The sequence below is a fragment of the Pseudoalteromonas sp. P1-13-1a genome (assembly GCF_001401875.1).
Lineage (GTDB): Bacteria > Pseudomonadota > Gammaproteobacteria > Enterobacterales > Alteromonadaceae > Pseudoalteromonas.
The window spans coordinates 1-16,644 of record NZ_LKDV01000010.1; the positions used below are offsets into that span (position 1 = coordinate 1).

The window sequence follows — 16,644 nt, forward strand, 5'->3', positions numbered from 1 at the left end:
GAAAAAAGCAGGCTCTATTTACTCGAGTCGTTTACTATTTCTTTAAAAAGCGCTTGATGTCTGAAGTCAAGATTTGACCCCTTTACTTTGATGTCTGAAGTCAAGATTTGACCCCTTTACTTTTTATCTAAAGTAGCTAACGCCCATATTAACAGGCTAAAAATTGTGGGCTAAAATGCGAGCGAAGCGAGGTAGCCCGCTGTTTTTAGTCCTTGTTGAATTGTCTTGCAAGCACTCGTCTATCGAAAATTTTTTCTGATACTATTAATGTAACTTAAATCAGTAGGACATTGATTTGATGGCATTATTAAACTTTTTACGCCAAATACTAAACCTGCGCCAGCGACACCTGCAATTAAAGGAGACATTCCAATAAACGCGGAAACACCTGCGCTTCCTAAACCCGCACCAGCAATACCTGAAAAATCAGCATTAATTACATTTTTTAAATGAGTTGTAATTCGTTTTACACCAGACTCACTTAAAGTTTTTTCAATATCTTTTAATGCTAACTCAACACGTGCCATTTGGGCATTTCTTGCGCGCGGTACATCTCTTGAACTCAATATATTTTCATTTACCTCATCCATATAGCAACGGAATGCAGTAAGTTCATCTTGCCTTTTTTCTTTAAACTCCAAAATATCTGCTAGAGGTGTATCCGCACTTGGAACAGGCAACATGTCATAAAGCTCAACCTCAACACCAACACTTGAACTCTGTTGAGTGTAAAAAGGAATATCAGTTAGTTGTGCGATCGTCCAACAACCCGGCTCTTCATCTTGGTTTTTCCTAAATGCGGCTTCTTGAGCCTGAATGAAGAACTCACCTTTGCCCGAATGTACTGTTCCTTGAAAATGAACATGAGTACGTTTCAGTTTGCCTGCTTGTTCTAGATAATCAATTTCAGGTGAGGAAATATGAATTAGCATATTTGATGGGTAATCAATTTCATCCCAATACGTAAGGTACTTACGCAACTCTATTGGATCGGGAGCTCCTCCAAAACTAATTCCTCCCGTATAAATAGGCTTGAAAGGTGGAGAGACTACTATTCCTTTTTTATTCATACAAACCTCATATTTAGAGTGCTAACAGCTTATTAAACACCAGTTTGGGGGTTATAACCCCAAAACGGCGCATATTACATAGCTCAATAATTCCACCAAACAACTCTAATGTAAACAAATGATTACGTTTGTTAGAGAGTCTCTGTTGGTAAAATACACCAAAACGACTTTTAATAATGTGATGAATAAATTAGCTTTATCGGATGGCGCTTCGCTTATCCGACCTACCTATAAAACCAATATTTATAAAATTTCTACCACATCATATTCATGGTTTTTGCCTGCAATGGTTAGGCTTATTTCATCATCAAGCTGCTTGCCTATAAGTTGTTTTCCCAGTGGGGCTTCGGGTGTAACAACTTGAATAGTTTGCCCTTTTACTTCAACCGTTAAACCGCCTGCGGCTGGGCCTAAATAAAACCATTTTTGTAAGGCGCTTTCATCTTCTAAGCAAACGAGGGAGCTTATAATCACTTTCTTGTGAGTAGGCTCTTTAAAAATGGCTTCAAACTGTTTAATGCTTTTGTAGCAATCGTTTACGCGCTCGGCTTGGCCTTGTGCTAAATAAGCGGCTTCGAGCCCGAGGGTATCATATTGCGTTTCTGCCACGCTTTCTTCGTGAGTTGCGGCGTCGTGCGCGGCTTTGGCAGCTTGTTTAGCGCTGTTTAATTGTGCTTCAAGTGCAAATTTAAGGTGTTCAATTACGTGGGTTTTGTTCATGAGGGAGCGCTAATAACCAATGCTGTAAACTATACGTTTAATTTTAACGTTATAAGGCGCTTAAAACCATTATTTTAAGCGCCAATAAATTTACTCAGTTATGTAAACCCGCATTTATGGCATATCCATTAATGCTTGGGTTTTTACATCGAGTTTTTCTTCGTAGTTTTCAGCGCTTAACCCTAAAAGCTCAGGCAAGGTAGCGGCAATGCAAATAGATGAGAACGTACCTACTACAATGCCAGTAAATAGCGCAATAGCAAAGCCTTGTAATGGCGCACCAGCGAGAAGCCAAACACTTGCAACTGTAGCAAGCGTGGTGCCCGATGTAATAAGCGTACGCGTTAAAGTACTTTTTATCGCGCTATTTATAATACTTGCAGGGCTAAGTGCATTATTAGATTTAACACGTAAGAGCTCGCGTACTCTATCACCGACTATTATTGAGTCGTTTAGTGAATAACCTATAATGGCGAGTAAGCTGGCAAGTACGGTTAAATTGAACTCAAGTTGAAATAGCGAAAATAGCCCCAGTACGAGTAGTAAATCATGCACTAACGCAACTACTGAGCCAACAGCTAAACGCCATTCAAACCGCACCGCTAAATAAAGCATGACTGCAACCATAGCTGAAAATAGTGCCAAGCAACCTTGCTCAAACAGCTCATCACCCACTTGTGAGCCGATATACGCTGACGATAATACCTCAGCGTTTATATCTGCGTTTTGAGTAATGGCAGTTTGCCAATCATTACTATTTGCTGTTGAATCGCTAGGCGCTTCGCGTAGTTGAAAATGGCTATTGCCTTGCGCGGTTAGCTCAAACTCGCCGTTGTGATTTTTAGTAATAAACGATTGAAGCTCTTTTAGCTCAACACCTTGGCTGGTGGTAAATTCCGTTAGGTAGCCACCGGTAAAGTCGAGTCCAAAATTAAGCCCTTTTTGACTAAGCGTAAATACCGATAGCAGCACAAGTATGGCGCTCAAAAGCATGCCAAAAAAACGCAGGCGCGACCCTGCCTCGCCCTTTAAAAAAGTGTTAAGCATGTGCATTTACTCCTGCTTTTTTAGCCAATTTTAAATATAACGTTTGGCTGAGTACTTTTGATACGTACACGCCAGTAAATACAGAGGTTATTAAACCAAGTGCCAATGTTATGGCAAAGCCTTTAACTGGGCCGTAACCTATTCCGTATAAAATAAGCGCGGTGATCATAGTGGTTATATTGGCATCAAATATAGTGTTAGCGGCTTGCTTGTAACCTTCTTGAATAGCTTGATAAGCAGAGCGGCCTTTTCTGCGCTCTTCTTTAATTCGCTCAAATATAATAACGTTGGTATCTACCGCCATGCCAATAGTAAGCACAAGCCCAGCAATACCCGGCAGGGTTAACACAACCCCTGGTAATAACGACATTAGGCCAACTAGCGATGTTAAATTTAATAACAGCGCTACGTTTGCAATAAGCCCTAAGCGGCGATACCACATTGCCATAAAGGCAAGTGTAATACCCATGCCCAGCATTAATGCGGCTAAACCATTACTAATGTTTTCGCTGCCAAGGCTTGGCCCAATTGTTTGCTCATGCACTATTGTTACAGGCGCGGTAAGTGAACCTGCTCGCAATAATAGGGCTAAATCGGCCGCGGCTTGCTGGCTTTTCATATTAGTAATGCTAAAACGTGAACTTAAATGCTGGGCAATATTGGCTACATTTATAACTTCACTTTTTTTAACGGTTTCGCCTTTCGCGTTTTGAGAGTACTCAGAGTAAACAGTCGCCATAGGCTTACCAATATTGGCTTTTGAAAACGCCGACATAGCATCGCCACCTTGCCCATCTAGGCTAAGTTGTACCAGTGGCTTACCCCAATCGTCGCGCCCTATGTTTGCATTATTAATGTGATCACCGGTAAAAATTGGCACAGGGTCAAGGTTTATGGTACTACCCGACTGCATGTTAAATGTTTTACCACCCGCTTCTTTTAACTGGTAAAACCCAAGTGATGCAGTTGCACCTATGATGCGCTTAGCCTCTGTTGGGTCTTGCACGCCAGGCAGCTCAATACGTATACGTTGTTTACCTTGGCGCTGAGTGACGGCTTCGGTAATGCCTAACTCTTCTATGCGTGAGCGAAGTGTGGTGAGTGTTTGGCTCATTACTTCTTTATCAAAGCTGCTGCGCCCTTGCTCTGAATAGCTAAATATTGCGTTTTTAACATTGCCGTTATTAGCGGTTGTAACCGCTAAATTAGCAAAGCGACTTTGTAGCTCTTCAATCACGGGGTTAAGTTTTTGCACCGCATTTGGCAACACGCTAATTTCAAAGCCATGATCCGTTTTCAGAACTTTAAGGCCGTGCGCTTTTTGCTTTATAATGATTGATTTAGCTTGTTGATATGCACTCACTAATTGCTCATCAACGGCTTTGTCTAAATCTACGTCGAGTACAAATAGCACACCGCCATTTAAATCAAGGCCAAGCTTTATTGGTGATAAACCAAATTCTTGCAGCCAAAGTGGGCTTGTTGCATGTTCTACAATTTTAACTTGCGTATTTGGGAACTGCGCCTTTATAGCCGCTTGCGCTTGGGCGCTTTTAGTTGGCTCGTTTAATAAAATATTGATAGTTGATTGCTTATCAAGCCCTTGCTCAACGTCAAAGCCTTGGTTATTTAAAAAAGTAACTAACGCGTTAGTACTTGGCACAGCTTGAGTATCACTATGTGGTGTATTGCTTACATGCAACCACGATTTGTTAGGGTATAAGTTGGGTAATGCGCTAATAGCTAATAAAATCAGCACAATAAGCATGGCTATATAGCTCAATTTAAATTTAGCCATAAATGGCTTTTGATCTTTTTTTACACTAAACATAATTTTCCTTATTGCCAGTAAATTACTGGCAATGTGCTTTTTAAAGCACAATTAATCGCAAGGCTTAAACGTAAAACGTTAAAACCTAATAAAAATTAAATAAGAAAAATTAAGCGTGGTAAGTAGTGACGGCTCTATAGAGTAAGTTGGCATCTTTCCAGCCACTTAACCGAGACTTTTTACTATGGTACACAAGCGTATACCAAGGCTGAATAGCATTTACAGCTTGAGGGCGTATGAATATTTGTCTAACAAGGCGCTGCGCAAAAAACTCAAAAACAACATCGTATTCTGGTTCACTTTGAGCGGCATGTAAAAATAGCGAAGAATTACTAGCCGTCAACCTTGGTTGATGCGCGTCAAACCCTGTTTGGTGTGTTCTTTTGTGCTCATTTCCCTTTACCGATTTTGATATAGGCAGCGTTTTAGCTAAATCAACACTATCAGCAAGCATACTCAATGAGCTGGTTGCCGTGTTTAATTGATGTGTGGCGCACTGCGCACTACTTTGCACACTAAAAAGCGCACAAAACAGCAAAAAAGCAGTTATAAACACACGGATGTTAAACATGGTTACTTCAAACTAAATAAGGGATGCGTAGTATATATGGGCAAGTATTTAAAATACAATGCTAATTAATTAAGTATTTAATATAACTGAGACCCTTAATGCGCTCCAAGCACAGTACAGAAAAACGCGCCGATGCCATGACCTTAAAGCAAAGCATTAAAACACTGTGGCCTTACATTACTAAATTTAAAGGGCGAGTATTTATTGCACTTTTAGCGCTTATAGGTGCTAAAGGCGCGACACTTTTAATGCCTTGGGCATTAAAAGAGATTATCGATTCGGTAGATAAATCAATTAATCCCGTTTTAGTTATCCCGGCGCTACTACTGCTAATGTATGGTGGGCTTAGGTTTGCCAGCGTTTTTTTAGGTGAAGTACGCGATGCAGTGTTCTCTCGTGTAACAGAGCACGCTATGCGTGACATTGGCTTAAAGGTATTTAAACATTTACATTCTTTAGAGCTTGCCTTTCACCTAGACAGACAAACAGGCGGAATAAGCCGTGATATAGAGCGCGGTACTAGTGGGCTAAGCTTTTTAATGCGTTTTTTAATGTTTAATATTGTACCCACCCTTTTTGAAATACTCACCGTTGCTATTATTTTTGGGTCGCTATTTTCTGTGTGGTTTGCGTTAATTACTTTATTAGCGGTTGCTATTTATATCACTTTTACCGTAACAGTTACGCAGTGGCGAAACCGATTTATACGCGAGGCAAACGCCGCCGATAATTTAAGTAATACCCGCGCCATAGACAGCCTTCTTAATTTTGAAACCGTAAAATATTTTAATAACGAAGAATTTGAGGCAAAAACATACGACTCCTTTTTAGCAAAGTGGGAAACCGCTCGTTTAAAAAATAGAATGTCATTGCTTGCGCTTAATTCTGGCCAAGCGTTGATTATTGCCAGCGCTATTACAGCGCTAATGTGGTTAGGCGCCAAAGATGTAGTAACTGGCGCTTTAACAATTGGTGAACTTGTAATGATAAATGCCTACATGATCCAATTATTTTTACCGCTTAATTTTTTAGGGTTTGTATATCGAGAAATAAGACGCGCGCTTACCGATTTAGAAAATATGCTGGGCCTACTCAATAAAAAGCCACAAGTCACTGAGCGACCCCATGCCCAAAACCTCATCGTTACTCGCGGCGACATAGCGTTTAATAATGTAAGCTTTATTTACAGTGCCAATCGTCCAATTTTAAAAAACATTAGCTTTAAAATAAAAGCAGGGAGTAAAGTCGCCGTTGTAGGTGCAAGTGGTGCAGGTAAAAGCTCATTAGCACGATTACTTTATCGCTTTTACGATGTGAGCTTAGGCACTATTACTATAGATAACCAAGCAATAGACTCCGTCACCCTCGATAGCCTGCGCAGTGCTATTGCTATAGTGCCACAAGACACTGTGCTATTTAATACCAGCATACGAGAAAACATCGCCTATGGCAGACCCTCAGCGAGCGATGCTGAAATAGATAAAGCAATAGAAATGGCCCATTTAAAAGACTTTATTTCAACATTAGCCGAAGGCGATAAAACACTGGTTGGCGAGCGCGGTTTAAAAGTATCTGGCGGCGAAAAGCAACGTATTGCCATTGCACGCGCTATTTTAAAACGCTCCCCTATTTTAATATTTGATGAAGCAACCTCAGCGCTCGACTCGCATGCTGAGCAAGCTATATTGAACGCAATGCGTGCTGTTACTCAAAACCATACTAGCATGGTGATCGCTCATAGGCTTTCTACTATTGTTGATGCCGATAACATACTGGTATTTAACAACGGTGAACTAGTTGAGCAAGGCACACATGCAGCACTTTTAGCAAAAAAAGGTCAATACGCTCAAATGTGGCAATTACAACAGCAGGAAGATAAATTAACTTGAACTTTGGTTAATTACAGCCATTTACTGGCGATACTGCCGCTTTACCTTTAGAATACGGCCTTGAAATTTTATTCAATAATTTACATATATTAAGGCGAAACGCAGATGGGAAGAGCTTACCAAAACAAAAAAGATTCAATGGCTAAAACTGCGGGTGCTAAAACTAAAGTTTATTCTAAGTACGGTAAAGAAATATACATTTGTGCTAAAAACGGTGGCGTAGATACAGACGGCAACCTTGCACTGCGTCGTTTAATTGAACGCGCTAAAAAAGACCAAGTACCTGCACACGTTATTGAACGCGCAATAGAAAAAGCAAAAGGCGGTGGCGGTGAAGATTACGCGGCCACACGTTATGAGGGTTACGGCCCTGGTAACTGTATGATTATTGTTGACTGTTTAACTGACAACAATAAACGTACATTTGCTGATGTGCGCATTTGTTTTACCAAAGCAAACGCTAAAATAGGCGCACAAAATTCGGTATCACATTTATTTGATCACCTCGCTATTTTTGTCTTTGACGGCGACGATGATGAAGCTGTACTAGAAGCCCTTATGATGGCCGATGTTGATGTAACCGATGTAGAAGTAGAAAACGGTAAAGTGGCGGTTTTTGCCCCCCATACCGAATACAACAACACACGTACAGCACTTGAAGAAATGGGTATTACAGATTTTGACGTAGACTTAATTTCGTTTGTACCTCAAGTAGAGGCCCCTATTGAAGGTGAAGACGTAGAAGTAATGGAGCGCTTTTTAGCCATGCTTGAAGATTGTGACGATGTACAGAACGTTTACCATAACGCGCAATTTTAAACTTTACTGAACGCATTTATTTTAAGCCAACAGCAATGTTGGCTTTTTTATTTTAAAAGGCTTATTAAATTTTATGAATACCCTTGCAGAGCTTAAAGCGGGTAAGTTAAATGGCGTTACACGCGTACAACTCGTTGAAGAATTAACAGAGCTCCCCTCAGAAATTTTTACGCTTGCAGACACCCTCGAAGTACTCGATTTATCAAATAACAAGTTATCAGATTTACCTGCGGAATTTGCCTGCTTGCACCGTTTAAAGCGGGTGTTTTTATCGTTTAACCAGTTTAAACATATACCTGAAGTACTCGCTAAGTGCCCTGCTTTAATTATGGTTGCATTTAAAGGCAATCAAATAACAGAGTTTGCTCTTAACAGCTTACCTAAAACTATTGAATGGTTAATATTGACCGATAACAAATTGAGCGCCTTGCCAGGTGACTTTGGCAATTACACACAGCTTAAAAAGCTTGCGCTAGCTGGCAATGAGTTAACACATTTACCAACAAGTATGGCTAATTGTACTAATTTAGAGCTTGTAAGGCTCTCTGCTAATAACTTAGCAAAAATTGATAATTGGCTACTAGAATTACCAAAACTTGCTTGGCTTGCATTTGCAGGTAACGAATTTAATAAAGCGCAGTGCTTAACAAAAAGTACTTTAAAAAATACCCCGCTTGAAAGTTTTCAGCTTAAAAAAGTAATAGGCCAAGGTGCATCGGGCGTTATACACCTAGCAAAAGCAGAAAATAACAATGTGGCGGTAAAACTTTTTAAAGGAGCAATTACAAGCGATGGTTACCCACTTGATGAAGTAAACTGCTGCTTACAGGCGGGGAATCATAAAAATTTAATTAACGTATTAAGTTACATAGAGCAAAGCACGCAGCTTGGCTTAGTGATGGAGCTAATAGGTACCAGTTATACAAATTTAGGTTTACCGCCGAGCTTACAAACCTGCACCCGCGATACATTCAATGATGATTGTAATTACCCTATTAAAGCCGTTTTTAAAATAGCAAAACAGATGGCTAATACGCTTGCTCACCTGCATGATAATCACGTAAGCCATGGCGATATTTACGCACACAACACCATGATAAATGAGCAATATGATGTTTTATTTGGCGATTTTGGTGCGGCTACTAATTTAGCCATGCTTACCCATCAAGAACAAAAATGCATAGAGCTTATAGAAGTACGTGCTTTTGGTTGCTTAATTGACGACTTACTAAGTACGGTTAGCGAAGCAGATAAGCAAACCGAACTGTTCGTTAAAATGTCCGATATAGCAGCGCGTGCTATAAACACTGCTATTGCCTCGCGCCCTAGTTTTAAAGCACTAAGCGCTTTATTAAACGAACGGCTATAAATCAATAAAACTAAAAAAGCCTGCATAATGCAGGCTTGGTTGGATAAAGCTAAACTTTTACACGGTCAATTATAAGTACTGACCTAATGCTTTAACTTGGTCTAACATGCGGTTTGAGAAACCCCACTCGTTGTCGTACCAAGCCATTACTTTAACTAGTTTGCCATCAGCTTTAGTTTGCGTTGCATCAAAAATTGACGACGCAGGGTTGTGATTAAAATCAATAGAAACAAGCGGAAGCTCGTTGTACTCTAAAATTTCTTTCATTGAACCTGTTGCTGCGGCTTTCATTACTTCGTTGATTTCTTCAGCTGTTGTGTCGCGCTTAGTGATAAACGTAAAATCAACTAAAGAAACATTGATAGTAGGTACACGTACCGACATACCGTCTAATTTACCCGCAAGCTCAGGAAGTACTAAGCCAACAGCTGCTGCAGCACCTGTTTTAGTTGGGATCATAGACTGAGTTGCACTACGTGCACGGTAAAGATCTGGGTGATAAACGTCAGATAAGTTTTGATCGTTTGTGTAAGCATGGATTGTAGTCATGCTACCTTGCTCAATACCAACTGTGTCGTTAATTGCTTTTGCAATTGGCGCTAAACAGTTTGTAGTACAAGATGCATTAGAAATAATGTTACTATCAGCGTTAATTACATCGCTGTTAACACCGTGCACTACTGTTGCATCTAGGTCTTTACCAGGCGCTGATACAATTACTTTTTTAGCACCTGCTGTAATGTGTTTAGCGGCATCTTCACGCTTAGTGAAAAAACCCGTACATTCTAAAACGATATCTACGTTTAGCTCTTTCCACGGTAAGTTTGCAGGGTCACGCTCTTGCGTCAAAGTAATTACGTCGTCACCAATTAACATGGTGTTATCTTCAAGTGTTACTTTTTGAGAAAATTGACCATGCACTGAGTCAAATTGTGTTAGATGCGCATTTACGTTAGCCGGCGCTAAATCGTTAATTGCTACAATTTTAATCTCACTGTTTTGTGCTGACTCGTAAAGTGCACGTAATACGTTGCGACCGATACGGCCATAGCCATTAATTGCTACATTAATCATTTTTAGACTCCTATTTAACTTCACTTGCTTGTCGAGCAAGCGCTTCAATGGCTTGCCAGTCTTTGTTTTCAATTAGTTGCTTGTCTAGCATCCACGTACCACCAACACAAATTACGTTGTTAAGCGCTAAGTAATTAGGGGCTGTTGCTAGGCTAATGCCACCGGTTGGGCAAAAAGTAATATGTGGTAATGGGCCACCAATCGACTTAAGCATGGCTGTTCCGCCAGCAGCTTCAGCTGGGAAGAACTTTAAATACTTAAAGCCATGGCTTGCTAACTGCATTACTTCGCTTGCAGTTGCTGCACCTGGTAAAAATGGCGTATCTGAATTTTTAGCTAATGCTAATAATTCATCACTTACCCCTGGGCTTACCATAAAATCAGCGCCTGCTTCTACTGACGCATCAAAGCTTGCTTTATCAACCACTGTACCTGTACCAACGTAAGCTTCTGGAACTTCTGCTTTCATTAGTTTCACAGCTTCAACTGCAACAGGCGTACGTAGCGTAATTTCAAGTGCTTTTAGGCCACCGTTGTATAACGCTCTAGCGAGTGGTGCTGCATCTTCTAATTTTTCGATTACAACCACTGGCACCACAGGTGCCGACGCTAAGATTTTTTCAATACTCATTACTTGTTCCTCATTACCCAGTGTGTGGCAATTATTATTCAAGTCCAAAAGCACTCGCACCTAAATCGGCGCTGCTTACAATATTTCTAAATCCAGTAAATAACTCTCGGCCGGTACCAAATGTTAAACTTGGTTGACTAAGTTGTAGTTCACGCTTAGCAAGCTCTTCGTCGCTAACGTGTACTTTTAAGATTCCATTTGGCGCATCTAAGGTTACTAAATCGCCTTCTAGAATTTTTGCAATAATGCCCCCTTCAACGGCTTCTGGCGCTAAGTGAATAGCAGCTGGCACTTTACCTGATGCACCTGACATGCGGCCATCAGTTACTATAGCTACTTTAAAGCCTTCGTCTTGAAGGGTTGCCATTACTGGCGTTAATTTATGAAGCTCTGGCATACCTTTCGCTTTAGGTCCCTGCTCTTTAAGCACGGCTATAAAGTCTTGGTTTAACTCGCCTCGGGTGTAAGCTTCTTGCAGTTCGCCTTGTGAGCTAAACACTTTAGCAGGAGCTGTTACTACTTGATGCTCTGTTGCGACAGCAGACACTTTTATTACGGCTTTGCCTAAGTTACCCGTTAGAAGTTGCAGGCCACCTTGCTTACTAAACGGATTGCTAACAGGACGAAGTACTTCTTCATCAAGTGAGTTTTCTGGGCAATCTACCCATTTAACTTTTGAAGGCCCTGTTGAATCGCTCATAATTAAGCTGTCGTCTTTATCTAAACGCGGCTCCATCATGTAAGGGGCTAAGCCTTCACCAAGCATAGTTTTAACGTCAGTATGCAAATAACCAGCACCGGCTAGTTCACGCATTAAGAAACCCATACCGCCGGCAGCTTGAAAATGATTAACATCAGCCGAGCCATTAGGGTAAATACGCGTAAGTAGTGGTACAACTTCTGATAAATCAGACATGTCTTTCCACGTTATTTGTACACCTGCTGCTTTTGCGATAGCAACAATGTGGATAGCGTGGTTAGTAGAGCCACCTGTAGATAACAAGCCAACTAAACCATTAATGATGGTTTTTTCGCTAATTACCTCTGCTAAACATGGGCTTTCTTTATCGCCTGTAAGCTGTTTAAGCATAGTTTCTACAGCGTTACCTGTTAAACCATCGCGAAGCTCAGTGTAAGGGTTAATAAACGAGCTACCTGGAAGGTGTAAGCCCATTATTTCCATTAACATTTGGTTTGAGTTAGCAGTACCGTAAAACGTACATGTACCAGCGCTATGGTATGACGCGCTTTCAGCCTCAAGTAATACATCACGGCTAACTAAGCCTTGTGCAAATTTTTGGCGAATACGGGCCTTTTCTTTATTAGGAATACCAGATTGCATTGGGCCAGCAGGTAAAAAGAACACTGGTAAATGACCAAACGATAAGGCACCAATTAATAAACCAGGGACAATTTTGTCACATACGCCTAAACAAAATACGCCATCAAATACGTCATGCGATAATGAAACCGCCGTGGACATAGCAATTACATCACGAGAAAAAAGTGACAATTCCATGCCGTCACGCCCTTGCGTAACACCATCACACATTGCTGGTACGCCGCCTGCAACTTGGGCAGTGGCATCGTACTTAGTGGCAATATCTTTAATTAAATCAGGAAAGTCTTTGTATGGCACATGGGCCGAAAGCATATCGTTATATGAGTTGATAATAGCAAGATTTGGCTGCTCATCAGCCTTTAAGCGCGCTTTGTCGTCGCTGCTACACGCAGCCATTACGTGAGCGATGTTTCCGCAACCTAGTCCAGCACGAACTCTTGTTTGTTTTTTTGCATGCGAAATACGATCTAAATAATCTTGACGGGTTTGTTTACTGCGTTCAATAACGCGTTGGGTGACTTCTTCAATGCGAGGGTGCAACATAATTTAGCTCATCTCTATTAGTTAGAGGAAAAAGGCTCAGTAGCAATTACAGACTCCACGTAAATAACTGCACTGAGCATCTTTGATTTACCCGTTCAAAGGTACGCTACCAGGGAGCCTCTCACAACAACCCTGACACCGGTGTCACTGTATTAACGCATAGCATTGACACCGGTGTCAACCCTGAGTAACAAAATTAGTGTAAAATTTTAACGTGACCAATTAATGAACAGGCTAATTTTAGTTTATTTGCTAAAATCCGCCCAAAAAAAAACCGAATAAGCGCCACTCAAATTCGGGTTACTGTGAAAAGCAAAGTGAAATTTTATTTAATTGCGGCAGTAGACTCGCGCGTTATTAACCGGGATTCTAGGGTAACTTGATAAGGCTGCTCTTGTGGCTGCGCGATATGCGATATAAGCTGCGTTACAGCTTGTTTTGTCATCTCTTCTACAGGTTGTGCAATAGTGGTTAAGCCAGGCCAAATATGGCGTGCTATAGGAGCGTTATCAAACCCAGCTATAGAGATATCATCTGGCACTCTTAATTGGCGCTGTGTGGCAAGTTTTAGTACCGCCGCCGCCATGTAATCATTCGATGCAAATACGGCCGTAGGCCTTGGTGACAAATCTAAAATACTGCGTGCGCTGTCTACACCTGAGTGATAACTAAAGTTACCCTCTTCAACTAAGCGCTCATCAAATTTTATACCGTGGCTTGCCAAAGCACGTCTGTAGCCATTAAAGCGTTGCTGCGTAGCACTGTGATCAGGGTGGCCTTTAATAAAGGCAATTGATTTATGACCAAGTGAAATTAAGTGCTCGGTTATTTCATAGGCGCCCTGCTCATCGTTGCTACGCACCGAAATTGAATCATCTTCAAGCAGTGCCGATGCAACTCGTGCATACGGTATGTTTTTAGCTTTTAAAAAATTAGCGAGTTTTTCAAAATCACCAAATGGCGGAGTAAGTACTACGCCATCTAAACGCGAGGTTTGTAGTAATTGCTCTATGTCGTTAATTAAATCGTCGCCACGTAGTTCGCAAGGGTGTATTAGTAAGTTATAGTTATTCTCTTTACAGGCAGCAAGTGCGCCTGTTTGTACGCGTGTTATATAACTTTTACTTGGGTTATCGTACAAACAACCAATAATAAAACTACGATTTTGCGCCAGTCCGCGTGCTATGGGGTTTGGTGTATAATCAAGCTCTTTAAATACTTTAAGCACTTTTTCGCGCGTAGCCGCACTCACATTAGGCTCATTATTTAACACCCGCGATACCGTTTTTTTAGAAACGCCCGCATGGCTTGCTACACTATTTATGGTTACTTTTTTCATTTGTTCATTATCCAAATACAACCATTAAGCAAAAAACTATTTGCTGTTATATAAACACGCACCCGCGCCAATAAGCGGTATGTTATCTTGGGTTACTAAGGTTACCGGTATTTGCCCTGCATATTGCGACATAACGCCTTTTTGCGAAAAACGCTCTACAAAACGGCTCTCTAATAATCTGCTCTGCATACGTGGTAAAATACCACCACCTATAAATAGGCCACCTAATGCGCCATATACCACAGCTAAGTCGCCTGCCACACTGCCTATCCAATCACAAAACTGATTAAGCGTTGCATCACACACTTCACATTCGCCACTGTTTGCAAGGCTGCTAATTTGTGCTGCATCTAAGTTTTTAGCTGTCACCCCCTTCACGGCAGCCATTGCTTTGTATAAATGGGCAATACCTGGGCCTGAAAAAACCGTTTCGATTGAAACATGTGGGTGTTCTTTGCGCAATTCATTAATTAATAAAGCATCTAGCTCATTAACAGGCGCAAGCGACATGTGCCCGCCCTCAGAGCTCAATACAGCGCAAGATTGCGCCGTACGCACCAAACACGCTGCGCCAAAACCTGTACCTGGGCCCATAACACCAATATTTGCATTTGCATCGGCTTGACCAGGCTTAATAGTAATGTTTTGAGTTGCATCTAAATAAGGCGCTGCATAAGCAAATGCAGCAAAGTCATTAATTACTTCTAATTGGGTTAGATTAAAATGCGCTTTAAACTCGTTAACACTAAAGTGCCAACCTAAATTTGTTAGATGCACTTGACCTGATTTTATAGGTCCTGCAACTGCCAAACAGGCGCGAGTAGGTGTTACGTGAGGAATAGTTGTTAAATACTGCTCAAGCGCGCTTTCTAAAGAACCAAAATTTGCACTAGGAAATATGTTAATATGTTCAATAACAAATTGGTTTGATTGCTCGTTAAAATCGGTAATTAATGCAAAGCGCGCATTGGTGCCCCCAATATCGGCAACAAGGATGGGGCTAAAATGGGCAGAAGAATTTTGGCTCATGGTATTATCTCTTTTGTGTAAGCGGCTTATGCTTGTTATTTTACAACGACCATGCGTTGTTATTTATACACTTTGAGCTATCACCTCAAAGTAGCTATCACAGTAAAAAAGGCTGCTATATAAAATAGCAGCTAATACGTTTTGACAACAAAATGATAAAACATTGACATTATGACACCGGTGTCATGACTAGATCAATAATAAATCGTAAAAAGCTTGAAATAATTCACTAATAGTCGAAAATGACACAATTATTTAGCATTTATTTAAGTTGTAACAATGAAAGGTAAAGCCACCTCATTTGACATAGCCCATTATGCTGGCGTTTCACAATCAACGGTATCTCGCGCTTTACGAAATAGTCCCCTTGTTAATGCAGAAACACGCAAGCGCGTTCACGACATAGCTAAGCAACTTAACTATAAAGTGGATAAAAATGCCAGCAACTTGCGTACTCAGCAAAGTAGTACCCTTGCGCTATTATTGTTTGAAGACCCAACATCAGATGAATCACAAATAAACCCTTTCTTTTTGTCTATGTTGGGCAGTATCACCCGTGCGTGTGCAAAAGAAGGTTATGACTTATTAGTCTCGTTTCAATCAGCCAGCGCTGATTGGCAAGCTGATTACGAAGACAGCCACAGAGCCGATGGCATAATTTTACTCGGCTATGGTGATTACATAGACTTTCAGCCCAAATTTAAAACCTTACTAGAGCAAAACACAAAATTTGTATGCTGGGGGGCCACCGTCGATAACCGCCCGGATTTAACCGTATGTTGCGATAACTACGGCGGAGGTAAACTAGCTGCAGGCCATTTAATTGCCCATAACCGTACTGATTGTGCGTTTATTGGTGATGCTTCTGATCACAGCCCAGAATTTTTTGCCCGCTTTCAGGGGTTTAAAGATGAGCTACTTACTAGTGGTATAACCATTAATGAGCGAAAAATGGCCAATGCTATTTCTACTGAGGAGTCAGGTTACCACGCTACGCGCTCACTCATAGCAAATAACATTAAATTTAACGCCTTATTTGCCGCCAGTGATTTAATAGCCATTGGTGCAATTCGCGCTTTAAAAGAAGCCAATATTAATGTTCCTAACGAAGTGGCCGTGGTCGGTTTTGATAACATAGCTATAGCAAGCTATATAAACCCACCGCTTACCACCATAGCGCAAGACACCACTGTTGCAGGGCAAATGCTAGTAGAGAACCTGCTTAAATTAATACGTGAAGAAGAAGTGCAAAGCACCCTTTTACCGCCAGTGTTAATTGCCAGAGGGTCTAGTTAAGGGTTTATAACTCAACTTCATGTGCTTACTAAACACTAACCCCACTTAAATACAAAAAAGCCACGGCTATTAAC

Annotated in this window: 14 protein-coding genes; 4 read left to right on the forward strand and 10 right to left on the reverse strand. The window is 41.0% G+C overall.

Annotated features, from left to right (window positions below):
- Positions 1–239 precede the first annotated feature (239 nt).
- The 5 genes from AN391_RS08315 to AN391_RS08335 all read right to left on the reverse strand — a co-directional run bounded on the left by AN391_RS08315 (position 240) and on the right by AN391_RS08335 (position 5,239).
- Positions 240–1,070 carry a DUF6236 family protein gene (locus tag AN391_RS08315; protein WP_152967893.1) on the reverse strand — a complete coding sequence of 277 codons (831 nt, stop codon included), beginning with the start codon at positions 1,068–1,070 and terminating at the stop codon, positions 240–242.
- Positions 1,071–1,313: 243 nt separating this feature from the next.
- The gene (locus AN391_RS08320; RefSeq protein ID WP_055014977.1) at positions 1,314–1,790 is read right to left on the reverse strand and encodes a GreA/GreB family elongation factor; all 477 of its coding nucleotides are present in this window, start codon (positions 1,788–1,790) and stop codon (positions 1,314–1,316) included.
- 114 nt (positions 1,791–1,904) lie between these two features.
- Positions 1,905–2,837, reverse strand: a complete 933-nt coding sequence (secF, locus tag AN391_RS08325) for a protein translocase subunit SecF (RefSeq protein ID WP_055015069.1) — start codon at positions 2,835–2,837, stop codon at positions 1,905–1,907.
- Positions 2,830–4,668, reverse strand: a complete 1,839-nt coding sequence (gene secD / locus AN391_RS08330; RefSeq protein ID WP_055014978.1) for a protein translocase subunit SecD — start codon at positions 4,666–4,668, stop codon at positions 2,830–2,832. Before secD ends, secF begins: the two co-directional genes overlap by 8 nt.
- A 109-nt stretch (positions 4,669–4,777) precedes the next feature.
- On the reverse strand, positions 4,778–5,239 hold the full coding sequence (locus tag AN391_RS08335) for a hypothetical protein (RefSeq protein WP_055014979.1): 462 nt from the start codon (positions 5,237–5,239) through the stop codon (positions 4,778–4,780).
- A gap of 98 nt (positions 5,240–5,337) precedes the next feature.
- On the opposite strand from AN391_RS08335, the gene AN391_RS08340 reads away from it, so the two are divergent.
- From AN391_RS08340 to AN391_RS08350, 3 genes are all read left to right on the forward strand, one after another.
- Positions 5,338–7,128: an ABC transporter ATP-binding protein/permease gene (locus AN391_RS08340; RefSeq protein ID WP_055014980.1), complete on the forward strand. Its 1,791-nt coding sequence runs from the start codon at positions 5,338–5,340 to the stop codon at positions 7,126–7,128.
- Between the two features lie 105 nt (positions 7,129–7,233).
- Positions 7,234–7,947: a YebC/PmpR family DNA-binding transcriptional regulator gene (locus AN391_RS08345; protein ID WP_055014981.1), complete on the forward strand. Its 714-nt coding sequence runs from the start codon at positions 7,234–7,236 to the stop codon at positions 7,945–7,947.
- 73 nt (positions 7,948–8,020) lie between these two features.
- Positions 8,021–9,316, forward strand: coding sequence for a leucine-rich repeat domain-containing protein (locus AN391_RS08350; RefSeq protein WP_055014982.1), 1,296 nt, complete (start codon positions 8,021–8,023; stop codon positions 9,314–9,316).
- A 69-nt stretch (positions 9,317–9,385) separates the two neighbouring features.
- Here AN391_RS08350 and gap read toward each other — a convergent pair whose 3' ends face one another.
- The 5 genes from gap to glk all read right to left on the reverse strand — a co-directional run bounded on the left by gap (position 9,386) and on the right by glk (position 15,274).
- Positions 9,386–10,390, reverse strand: a complete 1,005-nt coding sequence (gene gap / locus AN391_RS08355) for a type I glyceraldehyde-3-phosphate dehydrogenase (protein ID WP_055014983.1) — start codon at positions 10,388–10,390, stop codon at positions 9,386–9,388.
- Between the two features lie 10 nt (positions 10,391–10,400).
- Entirely contained in the window at positions 10,401–11,021 is a 621-nt protein-coding gene (gene eda / locus AN391_RS08360; protein ID WP_055014984.1) for a bifunctional 4-hydroxy-2-oxoglutarate aldolase/2-dehydro-3-deoxy-phosphogluconate aldolase, read from the reverse strand.
- Positions 11,022–11,055: 34 nt separating this feature from the next.
- On the reverse strand, positions 11,056–12,906 hold the full coding sequence (gene edd / locus AN391_RS08365) for a phosphogluconate dehydratase (protein ID WP_055014985.1): 1,851 nt from the start codon (positions 12,904–12,906) through the stop codon (positions 11,056–11,058).
- A gap of 325 nt (positions 12,907–13,231) precedes the next feature.
- Positions 13,232–14,245, reverse strand: a complete 1,014-nt coding sequence (locus AN391_RS08370) for a LacI family DNA-binding transcriptional regulator (protein WP_055014986.1) — start codon at positions 14,243–14,245, stop codon at positions 13,232–13,234.
- A 36-nt stretch (positions 14,246–14,281) separates the two neighbouring features.
- Positions 14,282–15,274: a glucokinase gene (glk, locus tag AN391_RS08375; RefSeq protein ID WP_055014987.1), complete on the reverse strand. Its 993-nt coding sequence runs from the start codon at positions 15,272–15,274 to the stop codon at positions 14,282–14,284.
- A gap of 279 nt (positions 15,275–15,553) precedes the next feature.
- On the opposite strand from glk, the gene AN391_RS08380 reads away from it, so the two are divergent.
- Positions 15,554–16,570, forward strand: coding sequence for a LacI family DNA-binding transcriptional regulator (locus tag AN391_RS08380; RefSeq protein ID WP_055014988.1), 1,017 nt, complete (start codon positions 15,554–15,556; stop codon positions 16,568–16,570).
- Positions 16,571–16,644: the final 74 nt, after the last annotated feature.

Coding starts and splice junctions, on each gene's coding strand:
- AN391_RS08315 (WP_152967893.1), bottom strand. CDS start 1,070: ATGAATAAAAAAGGAATAGTAGTCTCTCCACCTTTCAAGCCTATTTAT.
- AN391_RS08320 (WP_055014977.1), bottom strand. CDS start 1,790: ATGAACAAAACCCACGTAATTGAACACCTTAAATTTGCACTTGAAGCA.
- secF (WP_055015069.1), bottom strand. CDS start 2,837: ATGCTTAACACTTTTTTAAAGGGCGAGGCAGGGTCGCGCCTGCGTTTT.
- secD (WP_055014978.1), bottom strand. CDS start 4,668: ATGTTTAGTGTAAAAAAAGATCAAAAGCCATTTATGGCTAAATTTAAA.
- AN391_RS08335 (WP_055014979.1), bottom strand. CDS start 5,239: ATGTTTAACATCCGTGTGTTTATAACTGCTTTTTTGCTGTTTTGTGCG.
- AN391_RS08340 (WP_055014980.1), top strand. CDS start 5,338: ATGCGCTCCAAGCACAGTACAGAAAAACGCGCCGATGCCATGACCTTA.
- AN391_RS08345 (WP_055014981.1), top strand. CDS start 7,234: ATGGGAAGAGCTTACCAAAACAAAAAAGATTCAATGGCTAAAACTGCG.
- AN391_RS08350 (WP_055014982.1), top strand. CDS start 8,021: ATGAATACCCTTGCAGAGCTTAAAGCGGGTAAGTTAAATGGCGTTACA.
- gap (WP_055014983.1), bottom strand. CDS start 10,390: ATGATTAATGTAGCAATTAATGGCTATGGCCGTATCGGTCGCAACGTA.
- eda (WP_055014984.1), bottom strand. CDS start 11,021: ATGAGTATTGAAAAAATCTTAGCGTCGGCACCTGTGGTGCCAGTGGTT.
- edd (WP_055014985.1), bottom strand. CDS start 12,906: ATGTTGCACCCTCGCATTGAAGAAGTCACCCAACGCGTTATTGAACGC.
- AN391_RS08370 (WP_055014986.1), bottom strand. CDS start 14,245: ATGAAAAAAGTAACCATAAATAGTGTAGCAAGCCATGCGGGCGTTTCT.
- glk (WP_055014987.1), bottom strand. CDS start 15,274: ATGAGCCAAAATTCTTCTGCCCATTTTAGCCCCATCCTTGTTGCCGAT.
- AN391_RS08380 (WP_055014988.1), top strand. CDS start 15,554: ATGAAAGGTAAAGCCACCTCATTTGACATAGCCCATTATGCTGGCGTT.